This is a genomic window from Streptomyces chiangmaiensis (assembly GCF_036281785.1).
Classification (GTDB): domain Bacteria; phylum Actinomycetota; class Actinomycetes; order Streptomycetales; family Streptomycetaceae; genus Streptomyces; species Streptomyces chiangmaiensis.
In genome coordinates, this window is the sequence record NZ_JAYWVC010000030.1 from 1 (window position 1) to 19,367 (window position 19,367).

Genomic DNA, 19,367 nt, shown 5'->3' on the forward strand with positions numbered 1-19,367 from the left:
CTCCAGATGCAGCGGGCCCTCGGAAGAGGCCGTGATGTAGGGCAGGTTGATCGAGGTCTCGGTGGACGAGGACAGCTCGATCTTCGCCTTCTCGGCGGCCTCCCGCAGACGCTGTACGGCCATCTTGTCCGTCGACAGGTCCACTCCGTACGCGTTCTTGAACTGCTTGACCAGGTGGTCGACGATGCGCTGGTCCCAGTCGTCACCGCCGAGACGGGTGTCTCCGTTGGTGGCCTTCACCTCGATGACGCCCTCACCCATCTCCAGCAGCGACACGTCGAACGTGCCACCGCCGAGGTCGAAGACGAGGACCGTCTGGTCGTTCTCCTTGTCGAGTCCGTACGCCAGGGCCGCCGCGGTCGGCTCGTTGATGATCCGCAGGACGTTCAGTCCGGCGATCTCCCCGGCCTCCTTGGTGGCCTGCCGTTGGGCGTCGTCGAAATACGCCGGCACGGTGATCACGGCGTCGGTGACGTCCTCGCCGAGATAGGCCTCCGCGTCCCGCTTCAGCTTCTGCAGCACACGCGCGGAGATCTCCTGGGCGGTGTACTTCTTGCCGTCGACGGTGCCGCTCTCGGGGAAGCGCCACGCCGAGTCGCCCACGTGGCGCTTGACGGAGCGCGCGGTGCGCTCGACGTTGGTCACCGCCTGCCGCTTGGCCACCTCACCGACCAGCACCTCGCCGCTCTTGGCGAAGGCCACGACCGACGGTGTGGTCCGGGCTCCTTCGGTGTTGGTGATGACGGTGGGCTCGCCGCCCTCGAGGACCGAGACCACCGAGTTCGTGGTGCCGAGGTCGATACCGACCGGACGTGCCATGGGGCTCTGCCTCCTCGCGTCGTTCCTGTCTGAGGTCCGCCCGGCGAGTACCCGCGCGGGTGCGTTCCCTGCAAGGGCCGTGAAGCCGCTTCCGCTCGCCGCGAGCTGCCTCTACAGCCTGAATAAAACTTGAGCGCCCCATTGTCAAGGTTGACCATGGCTTCACGCGCAACCAGGTGAAACCACCCCGCTCGGGCCGGGTGCCGAAGGGTGTCCGGCCCGCCGGGCCCTGTGTGCCGGAGAGGCTGAACGCGACCGGGCTGAACCTCTCGTCGGTGTCCCCTGCGGCTGCCGAGGGTGCAGACGACGCGGGGGTCGGCGCGCTGTCGATCGCGTTCATCTTCATCGGCCGATTCGGGCTGAACCTGATGCAGTCGATCTCCACTTTTGCAACGATGATCACCACCTGTACCACTCCGTGAATGGTCGTGATGATGCTCGGCTTCTGCACTCGGCACGGCTGGTACGACCCGGACGCGCTTCAGGTCGTCAACCGCCGTCAGCACGGCGGCCGTTACCGGCTCGCGCACGGCTGGAACCGGCGAGGCATGACCGCCTGGTGGGTCTCCGCCGTGGTCGGCGTGGCGTTCACCGGCATCCCGGGCCAGTTCGTCGGCCCGCTGGGCAATCTGGCGAACGGCGTCGGCATCAGCCCGACGTCGTCCCCGGCTGTCGCCGCGATCCTCGTCCTGGCACTCCTCCGGCTCTTCCCCGAGCCGCCGGCGGCGTACGGGCCACAGGGCGCGCGGCCGGCCCGTACGGTCGAGGCGCCGGTGCCGCCGATCACCGGGCCCGGCGCTCCCGAGCAGAGCGCTCCGGTGCTCGCGGTCGAGGGCGGCTGATGGACGTCTGGCTCGACCTGTCGGTGCCCGTGGTCACCGGGATGCCCGTGTATCCCGGTGACCCGCAGGTCGAGGTGGAACGGGCGCTGCGTGTGGCCACGGACGGCGTGAACGTCCTCGGCCTGCACATGGGATCACAGTCGGGGACCCATGTGGACGCGCCATATCACGTCAACTCCGCCTGGCCCACGCTGGACGCGCTGCCGCTGGAGCGGTTCGCGGGTCCGGCGGTGGTGGCGGATGTGCGGGGCCTGCGGGCCCGGGCACCCATCACCCCGGAACTGCTCGCGCCCGCACTGAGCCTGTTGCGGCTCCAGCCGGGCGCCATCCTGCTGCTGGCGACCGGCTGGTCGGCGTACTGGGGCAGCGACGCTTACCTGGAACACCCGTGGCTGGCCCCAGAGGCGGCGCAGGCGATCGTCAATGCGAGCGTCCGCACGGTCGGGGTGGACGCGCTGAGCGTGGATCCGGCGGGCAACCCTGACCTGCCCGCTCACCGCGTGCTGTGCGGCGCGGCCGGCGTGATCGCCGAGAACCTCACCGGCCTCGACCGCGTCCTCGCCGCGCAGGAGGTCGGCCGTCCTGTGGAGGTGTTCCTGTTCCCGCTGCACCTGCCCGGCTCGGACGGCGCCCCGGTCCGGGCGGTGGCCCGCGTCGGCGGGTCGACGGGGTACACGTAGGACCGCGGGGTACGCGCAAGCACCGGTCACGCGGTCCGTAGACTCCCCGGCCATGGGAGGGATCTTCGAGCTGGGCGACATCACCTGCCCCTCCGGGGAGCTGGTGATCGTCGACGCTGGTCATCTCGGCCTGTGGAGTGGGGTCCGGTCGCCCGCGGATATCGATCCCGGGTCCTTCGGGATCGATGATCCATCGGTCGCGGCCGATGTGCTGCACGCGGTGGACCTCGAGATCACCGGCCCCGACGCCGAGGCCGCCGCCCGCTCGTTCGACCGTCAGCCCGGCCGCGCACTGTACGACATCCCCGTCTCCCGTGTCGCCGACATGCGCGCCCTGTTCGGGGAACACTGCCGGAGCCTCGGGCTGCGGGCCGGTCTGGAGGCCTGCGCCGAGCGGGTGTCGCACCGCGAGCGCGTACGCCGTGTCGTAGGCGAGGGCGGTGGTGCCTTTCTGATGCACGGACTTCCCGTGGTGGCGGTCGGCGGACTGCCCCGCGATCGTGAGCTGCCGGTGCTGCGGTCCGGCGAGGGCACGGTGATCCCGGTCAGCGGCACGCCCGCCGCGAAGTCCATGCACCTCGGGGAGATCCGGGTGGACTGGGCGCGTGTCCTTTTCGGCGACGCCGAGGCGCTCGGATCGTGGCAGCACGACGAGCCCGTCGACGGCCTCACCGACGTCGCCTTCTGGGGCGCGGCACAGAAGGAGGCCGCGACCGCGTTCGGGGCCCCTGCGCTCGGCGAGCCGGGGGAGGACGGGATCATGGGCTGGACGGGCCTGGCCGTGGGCGATGCCGTGCGCAAGGCCCGCGCGCTCATGGCGTGGCAGGACGCCGATCCGCGGCGCCGCATGAGGGTGGATCTCCGGCCGCACTCCCATCACTGGCAGGTCATGCGCGAGGTCCGCGCCTCGGCTGTGGAGGCCGGATGTGTGGAGGTCGGAGGTGCACGGATGCTCTGCGCGATGACCGGCCGGGGCGACGGCTGGTTTCCGGTATCGGTCGACCTCGACCGGGACGGCGGTCCGGTGGCGGTGCGGCTCGGCCCGTGACACGGGTCAGGTCCTGATGGTGCGGCCGATGTCCAGGGTCAGGCGCTGCCAGGGATCGCGGGGGTCGCGGGACGTCAGCACGTGCACGCGCCGCAGGCGGTAGCGCAACGACTGCGGATGCAGATGCAGTGCTCGGGCGGCGGCCGTCGCCGAGCCCGCGTCGATGTACGCGCTCAGGGCCTCCAACAGGTGGCTCTGGTCGGGGTCGGTCAGTGGTCCGAGGACGAGGCGGGCGATGTGATCCGCGGTGGCGGCCGGGTGTCCGGCAAGCAGTGCGAGGACGTGAGCGTCGGCGTCCGTGAGGAGGCGGCCTGGCCGGTGGGCGTGGTCGGGTGCCGTGTCGAGGGCGTCGGCGGCGAGCCGGTGGGCGACGGCCACCCGGTCCAGGCCCTCGCCCGTGATCGCGCAGCCCCGCCAGCGCCGCTCGTCGAGCAGGGCCGGCGCCCGGTCCAGGGCCACTGCGGGAAACAGCAGGACGGCGCGCGAACCCCGGACCGTCGACAGTGCCGTACCGCCGTCGCCGAGCGCGCCGAGCAGTCCGGCGGCGGCCTCGTAGGACATGTCCGGGCCGCCGCCCGTCGCCGGTTCGGCCAGCAGGAGGCAGTAGGGATCGGGGAGATGGACACCCAGCCGGGCCGACCGGTCGGTGAGCGCGCCCACCGAGGCGTGTCTGCCCGCGATGAGGTCGTCGAGCAGCAGCCGCAGCGCGCGGTCCCGGTCCCCGGCGAGGTCCTCGGTGGTCGCCGCGTAAGCCGTCGCCATCTCCTCCGACAGCGTGTCCAGCGCCGTCAGCAGCACCCGGGCGAGCGACAAGCCGTCCGCCGCCGTGAGGCCGTGCGCGCGGGCGGCGACCTCGTCGGTGACGACGGCCGCCGCCACCCGGTAGGCGCGCAGCACGGCCTGCACCGGCCGGCCGTCGGCCGCGCGCGCCGCCGCGATGCCGCGGAATCTGCGCAGATCGGCCGGTCCCAGCGTGCCGTCGGTGGCCCAGAGGTGAAGCAGACGGTGCAGGCCCCAGGCGGCGATGGCCCGCACCTCCGGCAGCCGGCTGTCGTCGAGCGCGGCGTACACCGGCACCTGGGCGTTGACCGCAGCGACGACCGCCTCCACGACCCGGGGGTCGGCGACGATCTCGTCCCGGACGCGGATCCGGGCATCAAGGGGCTGGTTTGTCACAGGATGATGATTCCAGCCGAGTGTTGTGCGCACCAGGCTGGACGGGCCTTGTCACAGTCGTAAGGATCGTCGGCGTACAGCGCGGTCTCAGGGACGAGAGGCGGGACGTGCGGATGACGAGGCACTGGGCGGACTTCCAGTACGAGATATATCTGAACGGCATGACGGGCGCCGTACCACGACTGCCCACCGATCTGACCAGGTTGGAGCAGGTCACCGAGCAGCGGCTCGGACCCGGCCCGGTCGGGTACGTGGCGGGCAGCGCGGGCACCGGCAGCACCGCTCGGGCCAACCGGACCGCGCTGGAGCGGCGCCGGATCGTGCCGCGGATGCTGCGGGACGTGCACGAGCGCGATCTGTCGGTCGAGGTGCTGGGGCGTTCGCTGCCCGCACCGCTCGCCCTGGCGCCGATCGGTGTCCTGTCGATCATGCATCCGGACGCCGAGCCCGCAGCGGCGCGGGCGGCCGCCGCGCAGGGCGTGCCGTTCATCCTGTCCTCGGCCTCCAGCACTCCGATGGAACAGGTGGCGGAGGCCTCGGGCGACGGGGAACGCTGGTTCCAGCTGTACTGGGCCAAGGACCGCGAGGTCACGCGCAGCTTCCTGACCCGGGCGAAGGCGGCCGGCTTCACCGCGCTGCTCGTCACGCTCGACACGCCGCTGCTGGCCTGGCGTCCCCGCGACCTCGACCAGGCGTATCTGCCCTTCCTCCACGGCGTGGGCACCGCCAACTACTTCTCCGACCCGGCCTTCCAGGCGGGTCTGGCCAAGCCGGTGCACGAGGACCCCAACGCGGCCGTGATGCACTTCGTCGGAATGTTCGCGGACCCCGGGAAGACCTGGCCGGACCTGGCGTTCCTGCGGGAGAACTGGGACGGGCCGATCGTGCTGAAGGGCATCCTGCACCCGGACGACGCCCGCCGGGCTGTCGACGCGGGGATGGACGGCGTGGTGGTCTCCAACCACGGTGGCCGGCAGGTGGCCGGTTCGGTGGCGGCAGCGGACGCCCTGCCGCGGGTGGTGGAGGCCGTCGGGGACCGGCTCACCGTGCTGTTCGACAGCGGGATCCGCACCGGCGACGACATGTTCAAGGCGCTTGCGATGGGCGCGCGGGCGGTGCTCCTGGGGCGGCCGTACGCGTACGGGCTCGGGCTCGACGGGCAGGCGGGCGTCGAGCATGTCGTCCGCTGTCTGCTCGCCGAGTTCGACCTCACCCTCGCCCTGTCCGGGCACGCCGGTCCCGGCACGCTCGGCGCCGACGACCTGATCGAGGAATCCGCATGACCGACGTCAAGAATGTCCTGGCCGTCGTCTCGCCGCACGTCGGCGGGCGCTCGACCGGGGCCGGGCTCGCTTCCGTCTTCCCCGGCGAGGCCCATGTCACCGTGGTGGAGCGGACGGACGAGGATCCGGCGGCACTGCGCGCGGCGCACGTCATCGTCACGGGCCTGGCCCCCGTCACCGCCGAACACATCGCCGCCGCACCGGAGCTGGAACTCGTGCAGTGCGCGAGCCACGGCTTCGACTACGTCGACCTGGACGCGGCCCGCGCCCGGAACGTGCCCGTGTGCAACATCGGCTCCAGCGGCGCGGAGAAGCAGAACGTCGCAGAGCAGACCTTCGCGCTCATGCTCGCCCTCGCCAAGCAGCTGGTGCCGGCGCACACCGCGCTCGTCGAAGCCGACTGGGCGCTGCCGCGGCTGCAGCGGTCGATCACCGAGCTGTCCGGCAAGACCCTCGGCGTCATCGGGCTCGGCCATATCGGGGAGGAGGTCGCACGCCGTGCGGTCGCCTTCGACATGGCGGTCCTGTACGCGGGCCCCCAGCGCGTGGCGGCGGACACCGAGGGCCGACTCGGCGCCCGCCACGTCGAGCTCGAGGAACTGCTGCGCACCTCCGACTATGTGACCCTGCACGCGCCGCTCACCGACGCGACCCGGCATCTGCTCGACGCCGAGCGCCTCGCGCTGATGAAGCCCACCGCGTTCGTGATCAACACGGCGCGGGGCGCGCTGATCGACCAGGACGCCCTCGCGGACGCGCTCGAGAGGGGCACGCTGGCCGGCGCGGGAATCGACGTCTTCGACCCCGAACCGCCCACGCCGGCCCTGAGGTTGCTCAAGGCGCCGAACGTGGTGCTCTCCCCGCACGTCGCCGGCGTCACCCGGGAGACCCTCGTGCGCATCGCCCTGGCGGCGGTGCAGAACGCGGCCGACTTCCTGGCCGGCAAGGAGCCGCGGGACATCGTCACCTGAGACCGGTGCCGCGCTCGGGCGGTGCTGCGGTCCGGACCGCCCCGTGGCCGGTCCGGACCGCCGCCGTCTCACCCGGCCGGCTCGGCCTCCTGGCCGAAGACGGCCTGCAGCCGCCTGGTGTGGTCCACACACCGCTCGGGGCCGGTGAGGGTGACCGTCGCCGTCAGACGCGGGTCGGCACTGGACGCGGCCAGACGCAATTCCAGATCACCCGGCTCGACGACGCGGCGTCCGCCCCGGCCGGTGAAGGAGGCGAGATCGGCCGGAACCGTCACTCGCACTCGCCGCGCCTGACCGGGAGCCAGCGGTACCCGGGTGTATCCGATGAGGCGCTGAACCGGCTGGACGACCGAGGCGACCGGATCGTGCAGGTACAGCTGCACGACCTCGGTGCCCTCCCGCTCCCCCGTGTTGCGGACCGTGAAGGCCAGACGGAACGCGCCGTCCGTGCCGGTCTCCTTCTCCTCGACCGCGAGGTCGCTCCAGTCGAAGGCCGTGTACGACAGTCCGTGCCCGAAGGCGAAGGCCGGCGTCGGGTCGATGTTGGACACCTCGCTGGACTGGGCGAGCCGAGCGCCGAGATAGGTGGCGGGCTGGGCTCCCGGACCCCGCGGCACGCTGACAGGCAGCCTTCCGCAGGGGTTGGTCCGGCCGCTGAGCACACCGGCGAGGGCTGTGGTCCCCTCGACCCCGGGGAAGAAGGACTGCACGATCGCCGCGGCCTCGTCGACTGCACGGCCGAGCGCATACGGCCGGCCGGCGAGCAGCACAGTCACCACCGGGGTGCCCGAGTCCAGAAGCGCGTCGAGCAGTTGCTGCTGGGCTCCGGGCAGTGTCAGAGACTCGGCGTCGCAGCCCTCGCCGCTGGTACCGCGGCCGAAGAGCCCCGCGCGGTCGCCCAGCACCGCGACGACGAGGTCGGCCTCACGCGCCACATGTACGGCTTCCGCGATGCCGGCGGTGTCGCCGTCGTCGATTCCGGTCCCGCGGGCCGGCGTGACGTCCGCACCGGGGAACTCGCGTGCGACGGCCTCCCGCAGGGTGGGCAGGGCCATCCCGGCCTCGACCTCGGGATGGTGGACGCCGACATGGAGGGGAAAGGAGTAGCAGCCCAGTACGGCCGTCGGCTCCTCGGCGTTGGGGCCGACCAGCGCGATGCGGCGAGGCCGGTCCAACGGCAGCGTGCCGTCGTTGGCGAGCAGCACCACCGCCCGTTCGGCGACTTCCCGGGCCAGATCCCGGTTCTCGGGTGTGTCGAGGTCCACCGTGCCGCGCAGCGCGTCCGGGTCCTCGAGGTCGGCGCCGGCAAGGGCGGGCGGCACCGGGGTCCAGTCCGCGTCGAGCAGTCCGAGCCGGGTCTTCTCGGCCAGCACCCGGTACAGGGCACGGTCGATGAGACCTTCCGGCACCCGTCCGGCGGTCACGGCCTCGACGAGCGGTGCTCCGAAGGTCTTGACGGTGGGCAGTTCGACGTCGACACCGGCACGGAGTGCGGTGCCCGCGGCCTCGCTCCAGTCTCCGGCGATCCCGTGCAGGGTCCGCAGGAAGGCGATGCCGAAGTAGTCGGCCACGACCGTGCCGTCGAATCCCCAGTCGTCGCGCAGCAACCCGGTCAGCAGGTCCTCGTCGGCCGCCGCGGGCATTCCGTCGGTGTCGTTGTAGGCGCTCATGACGGACCGGGCTCCGCCCTCGCGCACCGCCATCTCGAAGGGCGGGAGCAGGATGTCGGCGCACTCGCGTGAACCCATGCCGACCGGGGCGAGGTTGCGCCCGGCCCGCGAGGCGGAGTACCCGACGAAGTGCTTGAGCGTGGCGGTGACGCCCGCGGACTGGAGTCCCTGGACATAGGCCGTGCCGACGGTGGCGACGAGGTAGGGGTCCTCGCCGATGGTCTCCTCGACGCGGCCCCAACGGGCGTCACGAACCACGTCGAGCACGGGGGCGAGTCCCTGGTGCACTCCGACGGACCGCATGTCACGGCCGATGGCGGCGGCCATGCGGCGGATCAGGTCCGGGTCGAAGGTGGCGCCCCAGGAGAGCGGGACGGGAAAGGCGGTGGCCTTCCAGGTCGCGAAGCCGGCCAGGCACTCCTCATGCGCGACGGCGGGGATGCCGAAACGGTTCGCCGAGATGATGCGCGCCTGTGTGCGAAGAAGGGAGAGCGCACCGAGCGCGGGGTCGACGGGGGCAGTGCCGAAGGGACGGGTCAGCTGGCCCAGACCGTTCGGCAGAAGGGTGTCGAGCTCGACGGCCTCCTCCATGTCGTGCTGATGGGGGGCCACTTCACCCCCCTCGTCGGACGCGCCGACCCAGACACCGTAGAGCTGCGCGATCTTCTCCTCGAGAGTCATGGCGCCGATCAGGGCGGTCACCCGGGTGTGGATGTCGTGGGCCGGATCGTTCCAGACGGGGGTTTCGGGGGTGGTCTCAACTGCCACGTTGGCGGTCACTTTCCTCCGACGCCCATGAGTCCCTGGATCAGGGCACGACGGGCGAACAGGTAGACGAGCAGGACGGGCACCATGGACAGCACGACGGCTGCCAGCAGCCCGGGGATGTTGATGCCGTGTTCGGTCTGGAAGTTGTACAGACCCAGGGTGATCACCTTGGTGGAGTCGGACTGGGTCAGGACCAGGGGAAACAGGAACCCGTTCCATGCCTGGAGGGCGGAGAAGACCACGACCGTGGAGAGGCCGCCCTTGGAGAGCGGGACCACGAGCTGGAAGAACATCCGCCGGGGGGTGGCGCCGTCCATGGCCATGGCCTCGAACAGCTCCGGGGAGATGTCCCGCATGGCGCCGCTGAGGACGAGCGCCGACATCGGCAGACAGAACGCGGCGGTCGGCAGGATGACACCGAGGAGGTTGTCGTACAGGCCGGCCTTGCTGATCAGGTAGAACATCGGGACGATCACGGCCTGCGCGGGGATGGCGAGCCCCAGCAGGAACAGCCGGAAGACCTGCGAGGTGATCCTGCTGCGGCTGCGTATGATCGCGAAGGCAAGGGGCGGGACGAGCAGCAGCACCAGGCCGACCACGCACACGGTGACGACCACCGTGTTGAGGAAGTACTGACCGAAGCCGGAGCCGAAGGCACCGGTGTAGTTGTCGGAGGTGAAGCTGTGCGGGAAGGACAGTGGACCGTTCTGGGTGTACTCGGACTGGGGCTGCACCGTCGCCACGAGCATCACGTACAGCGGCAGTCCGACCAGGAAGAGCCAGACCACCGAGCCCACACCCGCCAGGTGATTGGGGCGTCGCCTCATGACAGACCTTCCATCGAACTGCGCATCTTGTCGTAGCCCGACACACGCACGACGATCAGCGAGATGATCGTCGCGGCGACGACCAGGACGAGGGCGATGGCGGCACCGGCGCCGAAGTCGAAGCTCTTGAACGCCTTTTGGTACATGTAGTAGGCGCTGATCGTGGTGTCGGCCCCCGGTCCGCCCTGGGTCAGGATGAGGACCGTCTCGAAGGTGGTGAGCCCGCCGACGATCATCAGGATCATCGAGGTGATGATCGAGTTGCGCAGCTGCGGCAGGGTGATGTGGAAGAACTGACGGCAGCGCCCCGCTCCGTCGATCTCGGCGGCCTGGTACAGCACTTGGGGGATCGCGCGAGCGGCGCCCTGGTAGATCAGGGTGTGGAACGGGGTGAACTGCCACGTGCTCACGAACGCGAGCACACCGATCGCGCTGGCCTGCTTGCCGAACAGGTTGCCGTCGCCGAACAGCCACGTCGCCTGTGCCGGGATGCCGAAGTTCGGGTCGAGGAGAGCTCGCCACAGCACCGACACGGCGGTGGAGGACAGCAGCAGGGGCACGAAGTAGATCACCGACAGCACCGCGCGGTTGCGCTGCTGACCCGCGGCCCAGACGCCGAGCAGGATGCTCAGCGGCGTCTGGATGACGACGCCGAGCACGGTGACCAGCAGGGTCAGCCAGATGCTCTTGATCATCACCGGGTCGTCCAGGACCCGGTTCCAGTTGTCCATGCCGACGAACCGGGGCGAGCCGAGGCCGTTCCAGCTCATGAAGGACAGCACCGCCACCATGACCAGCGGGGCGATGGCGAAGATCACGAAGAACACGGTGGCGGGGAGCGCCCAGGCGAAGCCCGGGCGCCCCACGTGGGCGGCATAGGAGCCCTCCGACCGCCTTCGGGCCGCCTTTCGGGTCCCGACGGCGGGAGGAGCGCTCGTCGTTTCTGTGGTCATGAGCGGTTCATTCGGTGGGGAGGGCCTGCATGGCCTTGACGAAGCCGTCGGCGTCGATCTGGCCGTTGAAGAACTGCTGCACGGCCTGGTGGATCGGCGTGATGGCCGACGGCGGATAGGCCTGGTCCCACGACAGCTGGAAGGACGGGGCCTTCTTCACCAGGTCGTACTGGAAGTGCGAGTAGGCGGGGCTGGCGGAGGTGTCGAGGAACTTCTCGGTGTTGGTGGTGGTCGGCAGGTTGCCGATGGCCATCTGCGCCTTCACGAACTCGTCGGAGTACATGAGCTTCAGGAACTGCTCGACGGCCTCGGGGTGCTTCGTCTTCTTCAGCACCGAGTAGAAGTTGTTGGTGTTGCCGACGACGTCCGCCGGGTCGCCCTTGCCGCCCGGCACGGTCGGGAAGGTGGTGTAGTCCAGGCCCTTGGCTGCGAAATCCTTGGCGTCCTGCTGCTGTTGGGCGTAGTACCACGAGCCCATCAGCTCGAAGGCGGCCTTGCCCTTGGCCACCAGCGCCGGCGACGCGCCGTTGGTGTACTTCACGGAGTCGAAGTTGGTGCCGAAGGCGCCGGCGCCGACGAGCTCCTTGAGCATGCTCAGCGCCTTCTTGCTCTCGGCGCTCTCCCAGGCGCTCTTGTCGCCGCCGAGGGCCTTCTGGAACAACTCCGGCCCCGCGACGCGGTCGTAGACATACTCGAACCACATCAGCGTCGGCCACTGGTCGCCGCCGCCGAGAGCGATCGGGGTGATCCCCTTGGACTTGAGCGTCTTGACCGCGCTCAGCAGCTCCTCCCACGTCTTGGGCGGCTGCACACCGGCGTCGTCCAGCACCTTGCTGTTGTTGAAGAGCAGGACGGGCTGAGTACCGCGCATCGGAATGCCGTAGGCCTTGCCGTCGACGACGGCGCTGTTGAACACCGACAGCAGGAAGTGGGACTTCAGACCGGGGTCGTCCTTGATGAAGTCGTCCAGCGGCATCAGCAGGTCGGCCTTGACGAACGGCTGGATGCTGCCGCCGCCCCAGTTGAAGAAGACGTCGGGTGCCTGCGGCGTGTTGATGATCGTCTGCAGCTTCTGCTGGTAGTCGGCGCCGGGGATGGTGTCGAGGACGGCCTTGACGTCCGAGGTCTTGTTGAACGTCGCAATGATCTGCTTCTCGACCTTGTTGCTGGCGTCTCCGTAGACAAGAACGTGGATCTTCCCGTCGTCCGACGAGCCCCCGCCGGTTCCGCTCCCGCAGGCCGAGAGGCTCAGCGCCAGGGCAAGCGTCGCGCCACCGGCGACCAGCCGGGGCAACCGTGCGCGTATCTTCATCGTCCGCCTTTCGAAAGTTTCGACGACGTCGCCGAAAGTCAATGCTGTCGGACAGTATGGGAGGCACTCCACACGGTCAACGGGGGTGCACGCGCGCGACCAAACCGTTATCGGCTGCTCGTGGCCTATCCTTCCGACATGCGTGATAACGACGAGGTGGACGGCCGCGTGACCCTGGCCGACGTGGCCGAGCAGGCCGGCGTGTCGCTGTCGACGGTTTCGAAAGTCCTCAACGGCCGCTCCGATGTCTCCGAGGCGACCCGCACCAAGGTCGAACAGCTCCTCGATCTGCACGGTTACCGTCGCAGGTCCCAGGCCCCGCCCCAGGCCCCGCTCATCGAGCTTGTCTTCCACGAGCTGGAGAGCGTCTGGGCCATGGAACTCATCCGAGGGGTGGAGAACGTCGCCAAGGAGAACAAGGCGAGCGTCGTCCTCACGGAGAGCGGCACACGGCATGCGCCCGCGCCCGACTGGATCGAGGGGGTCCTGCGCCGTCGGCCCCTGGGCGTGGTCCTGGTGTTCTCCGCGCTCCCCGAGAAGGTGAAGAAGCAACTGCGCTCGCGGGCCATCCCGTTCGTCATCGTCGATCCGGCCGGTGACCCCGACCCGGACGTACCCTCCGTCGGTTCGGCCAACTGGGCCGGAGGCCTCGCGGCCACCCGTCACCTCACCGACTTCCAGCACGAGCGCATCGGCATCATCACCGGCCCGGAGGACATGATGTGCTCCCTCGCACGGCTCGACGGCTATCGCTCGGCCATGACGATGGCGGGCCTGGAGGTCGACCCGAGCCTCGTGCGCTTCGGCGACTTCCATGTGCAGGGCGGCTTCGAACACGCCATGGACCTGCTCGAGCGCCCGGACCGGCCGACCGCCATCTTCGCCGGCAGTGACCTGCAGGCGCTCGGTGTGCTGGAGGCGGCACGCCTGAAGGGGCTGAGTGTGCCGGACGACCTCTCGGTCGTCGGATACGACGACGTACCGCTCGCACAGTGGTCGAGCCCCGCCCTGACCACGGTCCATCAGCCACTGCGACAGATGGCCGAGGAGGCGGCCCGGATGCTGCTGCGCCCCCACGACCCCGGCAAGTCCGCGCTGCGCATCGAGCTCGCGACCCACCTGGTGGTACGGCAGAGCACCGCACCCCCGAAGAGCAGCTGAGCACTTCCCCGCGGCGGCGCGGACCCTCCCCCGGCCGAGCTCACCCCTCTTCATGACCTGTCAGAAACCCGTTGGCACAACGGACCTGGACAGCAGACCGGCGGCCGACCCTGCGCAGCACGGCAAGGCGCCCCGTCGGGGACGCCCACCACAGTGCCCCGGCGACGTCCCCCGCGCACATCACACCCGCGCCCCACCATGCGGAACAGCAGAGCACCGCGAGCGGTGCGAAACTTTCGACCGCGCCTACGTCACCTGCTCACCCGGCAGTGCTCAGAGACCGAGACCCCCCAGGTGGGGCGGCAGCTGAGGGTCCGGCACGGCCGGCGGCCCGCCCGTGCCGGCGATCGACAGGGACTGGGACGTGGCCGACCGCCCGTCGGTCGCCCACCGCTGGATCCCGGAGCCGTCGCGGGACCTGACGACGACGTCGGCGTTCGGATCGGCGTTCGCGGGTGTGACGGCGAGGCCCTCGTTCCAGCGTGGCAGCAGCTCGCCCCGCACGGTGAGGTCGTAGCGGACGTCGTTCGCGCGCGCCGCGTCCGTGTCACACCAGGCCAGCCTGACGACCCCGTCGGTGGCACGGGAGTCGAGGCACAGCCCCGGGTCGGCGACACTGCGCAGCAGGCCGTCGCCCTCGTACGACCACTGCTGGGTCCATGCCGAGGAGCACGTCGCGAGCCGGGTGCTCGCGCCCGACTTCACGGTGCCGCGGATGTCGAGGCAGAGGTCGGCTGCGACATTGCGCAGACCGGTCTGCTGCGGCTCCGCGGAGAGTCCGGCCGTGTCGGGCGGTGCGGACACGGCCGGCGGTGCCTGCGGATCCGTGCTGGGAGCAACCCCGCCGCTCGCGCTGGTGGCCACCGGGTCGGCGCCGCCCTCGTCCGACCACATGCCGCCGGCCAGCAGCGTCGCGAGCGCGGCCGCCGCGGCGATGCCCACGCCGGTCAGCAGCGCCCTTGCCTGCGGCCCCCCGGCAAGGATGCCGCGGCTCCGTGCGGATACCCCCGACAGCAGCCGGTGGCGTCCACCACCGCCCACGCGTCTGCGGCCGATGCCGGCCCCGCCCGCGGCGCGGGCGACGGACGAGGCGCGTCCGGGCCGGGACTCGAGATAGCGGCGTGCGCCCCAGCCCAGTACCGCCTCGGCGAGCAATCCGCCGAGTTCGCCTTCGAAATGGCTCAGTTGTTCGGCAGCGGAACGGCAGTAGCGGCACTCAAGAACGTGCTGTTGCACTTCCGGGAGCAAGGCGCTGCCGCGGCGCATGGGGACATCGAGGAGCCGGTTGTGGTAGCGGCATTCGTCGGTGGGCGCGAGTTCCCGGTGGGAGCGCACACAGGCCGCCCTGAATTGCTCGCGTGCCTGTTCCAGCGCGGCCGCCGCGCTCTCGGAGTCCATGCCCAGCAGAACGGCCGGCACAAATATGTGCTCGGCCTCGACCTCCGCATGCCACAACAGACACCGGGCAAGTCCGGGCAGTGATTGGAAAGAGCGTTCGGCAAGGACGCGATTTTCGCGTGTCAGAGACTTCGCGGTGCGCATCCCGCGACCCCCCGCGGGTTTCCTCAACGCCGGCACGGCGCCGGATATCCGGTCCTCCGCCGACCACTCCCGGACCGTGTCCCGTACCGCCACCAGAAGCTGAGGCCGCATCGCCGCAGCAGATCCGGAGCGCTGGAGATGGCCGAGTGTCCGATGGAACGCGGTGGCGGTGACCATCGAGGCGACGTCCGCCGTGGAGGCGAGGCAGATGACTGCGTAGTCGTGCGCCGCCTGCCAGTGCCGCGCCATCAACAGCGCGACGGGCTGGGTGTCCTCGCCCACGGGACGGCCTCTGAGCCGGGTGGCCAAGGTCTCGTCGGACTCCCCGGGTGCCATGCCGGGGCGGGGAGGGTAGGGCGGAGGCGGGGGGTGGGGGGTGTGCACTGAGCGGTTTCCTTCCAAGGCGCAAGGTGGCACATGGAGTTCTCGGGTCGCCGAAAGGAGCCGGATTGGTGCGGACCTTTTTGGCGGGCGCGGGAAAGGGCCTCGGGCGTGGGGCTGTGCGGCGGCCGTCGGACGGGGAGCCTTTTGAGCTCGCCGACGACCCGGAATGACGAGCAGCGTTTCGGACCCGGCCATTGCCCATGCCTGGGGAAGCTCACCCTGTCACACGTCACTCACGGCCAACAAGGCACTGGAACAACATCGGCACCCATGGGAATTGCAGTTGGACACCACGTCAACTACGGGCAGGCGTACCGGCATTCGAAATTCCGTGCCCCCGTGTGAACCGTGTGCTCACGCCGGCGCCGCGCACACGCTCCCGGCACACCGAGCCGGGGAGTCCACTGGAAAGGGCCTCTTCTTCGGGCACCGCGCGGAACGGCGGCCCTCCCGCGCAGAACAGGCCGCCGACCCCGATCCCCCCGCCCTCGGTCGGCGGCCCCGAGGGCGACCCGGCGCCGACCCCGGGCCCCACCGTCGCGTCATTTCTGCCAGGACCTCAGCCGGTCCGCGGCGCCGTAGACGTCGGTCTTGCCGGAGATGAGGTCACGGGCGAGATCCACCAGCGCACCGTGCGGCGGGTCGACACCGACGCCACTGACGAACATGTAGGCCACCGCGGTGGCGCAGGCGAAGCGCGCGTTGGCCGACGGCAGCGGCTTGAGCAGGGCCAGGCTGTGCAACAGCGCGGCGGCGCGCCAGGCGGGGTCGGAGTCCACACCCAGCCGGGGTGGATCCACGCGATGGCGGGCGACGGCGGCGAACAGTGCGGAGAAGTCGGTGACCACGGGTTGGTCGGGCAGGACCTCTTCGTGGCGCTGCAGCAACCAGGGCACATCGATATGGAGGGTGGGGGCCATCGGTCAGGCGTCCCGCCGGTCACCCTTGGCCGGCGGCTCGTCCTCCGGGAAGGCGGCCGCGAATTCCTCCGCATGCGTGGCGAAGAACCGGCGGAAGGCCTCGGCACCCTCCTGGAGCGCCCGGTGTCGCGCGATGTCGGCGGCGGCGGCCTCCCGTACCAGAGCCTTCATCGACGTACCGCGCTCCTTGGCGATCTGTCGGAGGTCCTCGAGCTCCCGATCACTGAACTCCACGTTGAGGGCTGGCATGACCACACGCTACCGCGAGGGTACTTACTCGTAAATACCGCCAGGTCAGTACGGGGTGACAGCGGTACCGGAGAGTGGCACGCCCGCCGCGTCGGCCATATGCCGCAGCAGTGGGATGCCGTCCAGGGCAGGGACCGCGGACGGTGTGGGCCGGTGAGACCTACGTCACTTCCGGCCGCCTCATGTCACAGTCGACCCCCTTCCAGGAGTCGCAGTAGTTGAGCGCACCCAGGGAGGCACCGTCATGCCCGAAAGGACCGACCACCCGCCCGGCGACCAGGCCGGCACCGCGACCCAGGTGTTCGTCGACCACCGCGAACTGGTCTTCGCCGTCGTCTACAACATGCTCGGCAGCGTCGCCGACACCGAAGACGTACTTCAGGACACCTGGCTGTCCTGGACCGGCCGCATGGCCCGCGGCCAGGGTGACGGAATCGACAACCCGCGCGCCTATCTGGTCCGCATCGCGGTGAACCATGCGCTCGCGCGCCGCGCCGCCATCACCCGCCGCCGCGAGACCTACGTGGGTTCCTGGCTCCCCGAGCCCCTGGTCGATCGGGCGGCGCCCGACGACTCGGCCGAGCGCGCACTGCGATCGGAGTCGGTGTCGCTGGCGATGCTCGTGGTGTTGGAGTCGCTGACTCCCTTGGAACGAGCGGTGTTCGTCCTCCACGAGGTGTTCGGGTACGCCCACACGGAGATCGCGGAGGTCCTGGAGCGCAGTCCCGGGGCCGTTCGGCAGCTCGCGCACCGCGCCCGCGCACACGTCCACGCCCGCCGCCCGCTCCACCGGGCCCATCCGCGGGTGCGCCAGGAGGCGACCGAGCGGTTCGTCCGGGCCTCCCTCGGCGGGGACATCGCCGCGCTGATGGAGATTCTGGCGCCGGACGTCACCGTGTGGACGGACGGCGGCGGGAAGGCCGCGGCCGGGCTGCGGCCCGTGCACGGCCGCGACAAGGCCGCGCGTCTGCTGGCGGGTTACGCCGCCCGTCACGGGGCCGGATTCGACATCCGCTACCGACGGGTCAACGGCGACGACTCCGCGGTGGTGTTCGCGGGCGATTCCCCGTACGCGGTCATGGTCATGGATCTGACGCCCGAAGGCGACAAGGTGTCGGACGTCTTCATCGTCACCAACCCCGACAAGCTCGCGCACGTGCGACGGGACGAGCGGGCCGCGGCCAAGGAGGAGCAGGCATGACGACCAACGAGCGACGGTCCGCACAACCGACCTCGGGGCAGCGCGTCGCGGACTGGTTCGACGGGCGCCTCGGCATCCACTCGCTGGGCCGGCAGTACCTGCGCAAGGTCTTCCCCGACCACTGGTCGTTCCTGCTCGGCGAGGTATGCCTGTACAGCTTCGTCGTGCTGGTGCTGACCGGGACATACCTCACGCTCTTCTTCCACCCGTCGATGACCGAGGTGACGTACCACGGCAGTTACGTGCCGCTGAACGGCATCCGCATGTCCGACGCGTACGCCTCGACGCTGCACATCAGCTTCGACGTACGCGGTGGTCTGCTGATCCGGCAGATCCACCACTGGGCGGCACTGATCTTCGTGGCGGCGATGCTGACGCACATGATGCGTCACTTCTTCACCGGCTCGTTCCGCAAACCGCGCGACCTGAACTGGCTGTTCGGCTGGCTACTGCTCGTCCTCGGCATCTTCGAGGGTCTGTTCGGCTACTCGCTGCCGGACGACCTGCTGTCGGGAACCGGGCTGCGGTTCGTCAACGGCGCGGTGCTGTCCGTGCCGATCGTGGGCACGTATCTGTCGATGTTCCTCTTCGGCGGGGAGTTCCCGGGCCACGACATCGTGCCTCGCTTCTACTCCCTCCATGTGCTGCTGATCCCCGGCATCATGGCGGCGCTCGTCGTGACCCATGTGCTGCTGGTCGTCTACCACAAGCACACGCAGTTCGCGGGCCCGGGAAAGACGGAACGCAACGTCGTGGGAGCCCCGTTCTTCCCGGTGTACCTGGCGAAGGCGGGCGGTTTCTTCTTCCTGGTCTTCGGGGTGACAGCGCTCGTCGCCGCGGTGGCGACGGTCAATCCCGTCTGGTCCTACGGGCCCTTCCGCGCCGACCAGGCGTCGACGGGAGCCCAGCCGGACTGGTATCTGGGCTTCGCCGAGGGGCTGGTCCGCATCATGCCGGGCTGGGAGATCACTCTGTGGGGCCACACGCTGGTCCTCGGCGTGCTGATCCCGGTGGTCGTCTTCCCCCTCCTCCTGGTCCTGATCGGCGTCTACCCGTTCGTCGAGGCGTGGGTCACCAAGGACCGTCGCGAGCACCATCTGCTGGACCGCCCGCGCAACCGGCCGGTCCGCACGGGCCTCGGCACGGCATGGCTGAGCCTCTATCTGATCCTGCTCGCGGGCGGCGGCAACGACATCCTGGCCACGCATCTGCATCTGTCGGTCAACGTGTTGACGTGGACCTTCAGGATCGCGGTGCTGCTCGTGCCGGTGGTGGTCTTCGTCCTGACCCGGCGCATATGTCTGGGACTCCAGTCGAAGGACCGCGAGCTGGTGGAGCACGGCCGCGAGACCGGGATCGTCAAGCGGCTGCCGCACGGCGAGTACGTCGAGGCGCGGCAGCCGCTCTCCCCGGCCCGGCGGTACACACTCACCGCCCACCTGCGTGAACCGGCGTCAGACGACCGGGACCTCCAGCCTGCTGAGGCGCGCCGCGCCGTCGGCGGCGCCCGGGTGGGCACTGGTGAGGAGGAGGCGGACACGTGAGCCGTTCACGGCCGCGG

Annotated in this window: 16 protein-coding genes and 1 pseudogene; 8 read left to right on the forward strand and 9 right to left on the reverse strand. The window is 70.2% G+C overall.

From position 1 onward, the window contains the following. On the reverse strand, window positions 1–819 hold an 819-nt coding region (locus VXC91_RS12535; protein ID WP_329507221.1), incomplete at its 3' end, for an Hsp70 family protein. 245 nt (window positions 820–1,064) lie between these two features. On the opposite strand from VXC91_RS12535, the pseudogene VXC91_RS12540 reads away from it, so the two are divergent. The 3 genes and pseudogenes from VXC91_RS12540 to VXC91_RS12550 all read left to right on the forward strand — a co-directional run. Beyond that, window positions 1,065–1,661: pseudogene (locus tag VXC91_RS12540) on the forward strand (cytosine permease); the annotation flags it as partial. Next, window positions 1,661–2,341: a cyclase family protein gene (locus VXC91_RS12545; protein WP_329507222.1), complete on the forward strand. Its 681-nt coding sequence runs from the start codon at window positions 1,661–1,663 to the stop codon at window positions 2,339–2,341. The pseudogene VXC91_RS12540 and the gene VXC91_RS12545, both read left to right, overlap by 1 nt. 52 nt (window positions 2,342–2,393) lie before the next feature. Then, entirely contained in the window at window positions 2,394–3,389 is a 996-nt protein-coding gene (locus VXC91_RS12550; protein ID WP_329507223.1) for a hypothetical protein, read from the forward strand. Between the two features lie 6 nt (window positions 3,390–3,395). Here the strand turns inward: VXC91_RS12550 and VXC91_RS12555 are convergent, their stop codons facing one another. Further along, window positions 3,396–4,565: a PucR family transcriptional regulator gene (locus VXC91_RS12555; protein WP_329507224.1), complete on the reverse strand. Its 1,170-nt coding sequence runs from the start codon at window positions 4,563–4,565 to the stop codon at window positions 3,396–3,398. A gap of 113 nt (window positions 4,566–4,678) precedes the next feature. Here VXC91_RS12555 and VXC91_RS12560 point away from each other — a divergent pair, with 113 nt between their 5' ends. Beyond that, window positions 4,679–5,848, forward strand: coding sequence for a lactate 2-monooxygenase (locus tag VXC91_RS12560; RefSeq protein WP_329507225.1), 1,170 nt, complete (start codon window positions 4,679–4,681; stop codon window positions 5,846–5,848). Further along, a complete protein-coding gene (locus VXC91_RS12565; protein ID WP_329507226.1) occupies window positions 5,845–6,819 on the forward strand; it encodes a 2-hydroxyacid dehydrogenase in 975 nt (324 codons plus the stop codon). The genes VXC91_RS12560 and VXC91_RS12565 overlap by 4 nt, the downstream gene beginning before the upstream one ends. Window positions 6,820–6,887: 68 nt before the next feature. On the opposite strand, the gene VXC91_RS12570 is transcribed toward VXC91_RS12565, so the two are convergent. The 4 genes from VXC91_RS12570 to VXC91_RS12585 are packed head-to-tail and all read right to left on the reverse strand — an operon-like array spanning window position 6,888 to window position 12,349. Continuing rightward, window positions 6,888–9,269 carry a beta-xylosidase/alpha-l-arabinosidase gene (locus VXC91_RS12570; RefSeq protein ID WP_329507227.1) on the reverse strand — a complete coding sequence of 794 codons (2,382 nt, stop codon included), beginning with the start codon at window positions 9,267–9,269 and terminating at the stop codon, window positions 6,888–6,890. Further along, window positions 9,266–10,084: a carbohydrate ABC transporter permease gene (locus VXC91_RS12575; protein WP_329507228.1), complete on the reverse strand. Its 819-nt coding sequence runs from the start codon at window positions 10,082–10,084 to the stop codon at window positions 9,266–9,268. Before VXC91_RS12575 ends, VXC91_RS12570 begins: the two co-directional genes overlap by 4 nt. Beyond that, the gene (locus tag VXC91_RS12580) at window positions 10,081–11,037 is read right to left on the reverse strand and encodes a carbohydrate ABC transporter permease (protein ID WP_329507229.1); all 957 of its coding nucleotides are present in this window, start codon (window positions 11,035–11,037) and stop codon (window positions 10,081–10,083) included. The genes VXC91_RS12575 and VXC91_RS12580 overlap by 4 nt, the downstream gene beginning before the upstream one ends. A gap of 7 nt (window positions 11,038–11,044) precedes the next feature. Then, complete coding sequence (locus VXC91_RS12585; protein ID WP_329507230.1) at window positions 11,045–12,349, reverse strand: ABC transporter substrate-binding protein; 1,305 nt, start codon at window positions 12,347–12,349, stop codon at window positions 11,045–11,047. Between the two features lie 138 nt (window positions 12,350–12,487). On the opposite strand from VXC91_RS12585, the gene VXC91_RS12590 reads away from it, so the two are divergent. Continuing rightward, window positions 12,488–13,510: a LacI family DNA-binding transcriptional regulator gene (locus VXC91_RS12590; protein ID WP_329507231.1), complete on the forward strand. Its 1,023-nt coding sequence runs from the start codon at window positions 12,488–12,490 to the stop codon at window positions 13,508–13,510. Between the two features lie 273 nt (window positions 13,511–13,783). Here the strand turns inward: VXC91_RS12590 and VXC91_RS12595 are convergent, their stop codons facing one another. From VXC91_RS12595 to VXC91_RS12605, 3 genes are all read right to left on the reverse strand, one after another. Further along, the gene (locus tag VXC91_RS12595) at window positions 13,784–15,388 is read right to left on the reverse strand and encodes an RICIN domain-containing protein (protein WP_329507232.1); all 1,605 of its coding nucleotides are present in this window, start codon (window positions 15,386–15,388) and stop codon (window positions 13,784–13,786) included. Between the two features lie 590 nt (window positions 15,389–15,978). Continuing rightward, the gene (locus tag VXC91_RS12600; protein WP_329507233.1) at window positions 15,979–16,356 is read right to left on the reverse strand and encodes a toxin Doc; all 378 of its coding nucleotides are present in this window, start codon (window positions 16,354–16,356) and stop codon (window positions 15,979–15,981) included. 3 nt (window positions 16,357–16,359) lie between these two features. After that, the gene (locus VXC91_RS12605) at window positions 16,360–16,605 is read right to left on the reverse strand and encodes a hypothetical protein (protein ID WP_329507234.1); all 246 of its coding nucleotides are present in this window, start codon (window positions 16,603–16,605) and stop codon (window positions 16,360–16,362) included. A 244-nt stretch (window positions 16,606–16,849) separates the two neighbouring features. Between VXC91_RS12605 and sigJ the strand changes: the two genes are divergently transcribed. Further along, the gene (gene sigJ / locus VXC91_RS12610) at window positions 16,850–17,806 is read left to right on the forward strand and encodes an RNA polymerase sigma factor SigJ (protein ID WP_329507235.1); all 957 of its coding nucleotides are present in this window, start codon (window positions 16,850–16,852) and stop codon (window positions 17,804–17,806) included. After that, the gene (gene qcrB / locus VXC91_RS12615) at window positions 17,803–19,350 is read left to right on the forward strand and encodes a cytochrome bc1 complex cytochrome b subunit (RefSeq protein ID WP_329507236.1); all 1,548 of its coding nucleotides are present in this window, start codon (window positions 17,803–17,805) and stop codon (window positions 19,348–19,350) included. Before sigJ ends, qcrB begins: the two co-directional genes overlap by 4 nt. Window positions 19,351–19,367: the final 17 nt, after the last annotated feature.

What these genes read in the sequence shown, in the direction of transcription:
- VXC91_RS12545 (WP_329507222.1), top strand. Translation starts at nt 1,661, where the DNA reads ATGGACGTCTGGCTCGACCTGTCGGTGCCCGTGGTCACCGGGATGCCC.
- VXC91_RS12550 (WP_329507223.1), top strand. Translation starts at nt 2,394, where the DNA reads ATGGGAGGGATCTTCGAGCTGGGCGACATCACCTGCCCCTCCGGGGAG.
- VXC91_RS12560 (WP_329507225.1), top strand. Translation starts at nt 4,679, where the DNA reads ATGACGAGGCACTGGGCGGACTTCCAGTACGAGATATATCTGAACGGC.
- VXC91_RS12565 (WP_329507226.1), top strand. Translation starts at nt 5,845, where the DNA reads ATGACCGACGTCAAGAATGTCCTGGCCGTCGTCTCGCCGCACGTCGGC.
- VXC91_RS12575 (WP_329507228.1), bottom strand. Translation starts at nt 10,084, where the DNA reads ATGAGGCGACGCCCCAATCACCTGGCGGGTGTGGGCTCGGTGGTCTGG.
- VXC91_RS12580 (WP_329507229.1), bottom strand. Translation starts at nt 11,037, where the DNA reads ATGACCACAGAAACGACGAGCGCTCCTCCCGCCGTCGGGACCCGAAAG.
- VXC91_RS12585 (WP_329507230.1), bottom strand. Translation starts at nt 12,349, where the DNA reads ATGAAGATACGCGCACGGTTGCCCCGGCTGGTCGCCGGTGGCGCGACG.
- VXC91_RS12590 (WP_329507231.1), top strand. Translation starts at nt 12,488, where the DNA reads ATGCGTGATAACGACGAGGTGGACGGCCGCGTGACCCTGGCCGACGTG.
- VXC91_RS12595 (WP_329507232.1), bottom strand. Translation starts at nt 15,388, where the DNA reads ATGGCACCCGGGGAGTCCGACGAGACCTTGGCCACCCGGCTCAGAGGC.
- VXC91_RS12600 (WP_329507233.1), bottom strand. Translation starts at nt 16,356, where the DNA reads ATGGCCCCCACCCTCCATATCGATGTGCCCTGGTTGCTGCAGCGCCAC.
- VXC91_RS12605 (WP_329507234.1), bottom strand. Translation starts at nt 16,605, where the DNA reads ATGCCAGCCCTCAACGTGGAGTTCAGTGATCGGGAGCTCGAGGACCTC.
- sigJ (WP_329507235.1), top strand. Translation starts at nt 16,850, where the DNA reads ATGCCCGAAAGGACCGACCACCCGCCCGGCGACCAGGCCGGCACCGCG.
- qcrB (WP_329507236.1), top strand. Translation starts at nt 17,803, where the DNA reads ATGACGACCAACGAGCGACGGTCCGCACAACCGACCTCGGGGCAGCGC.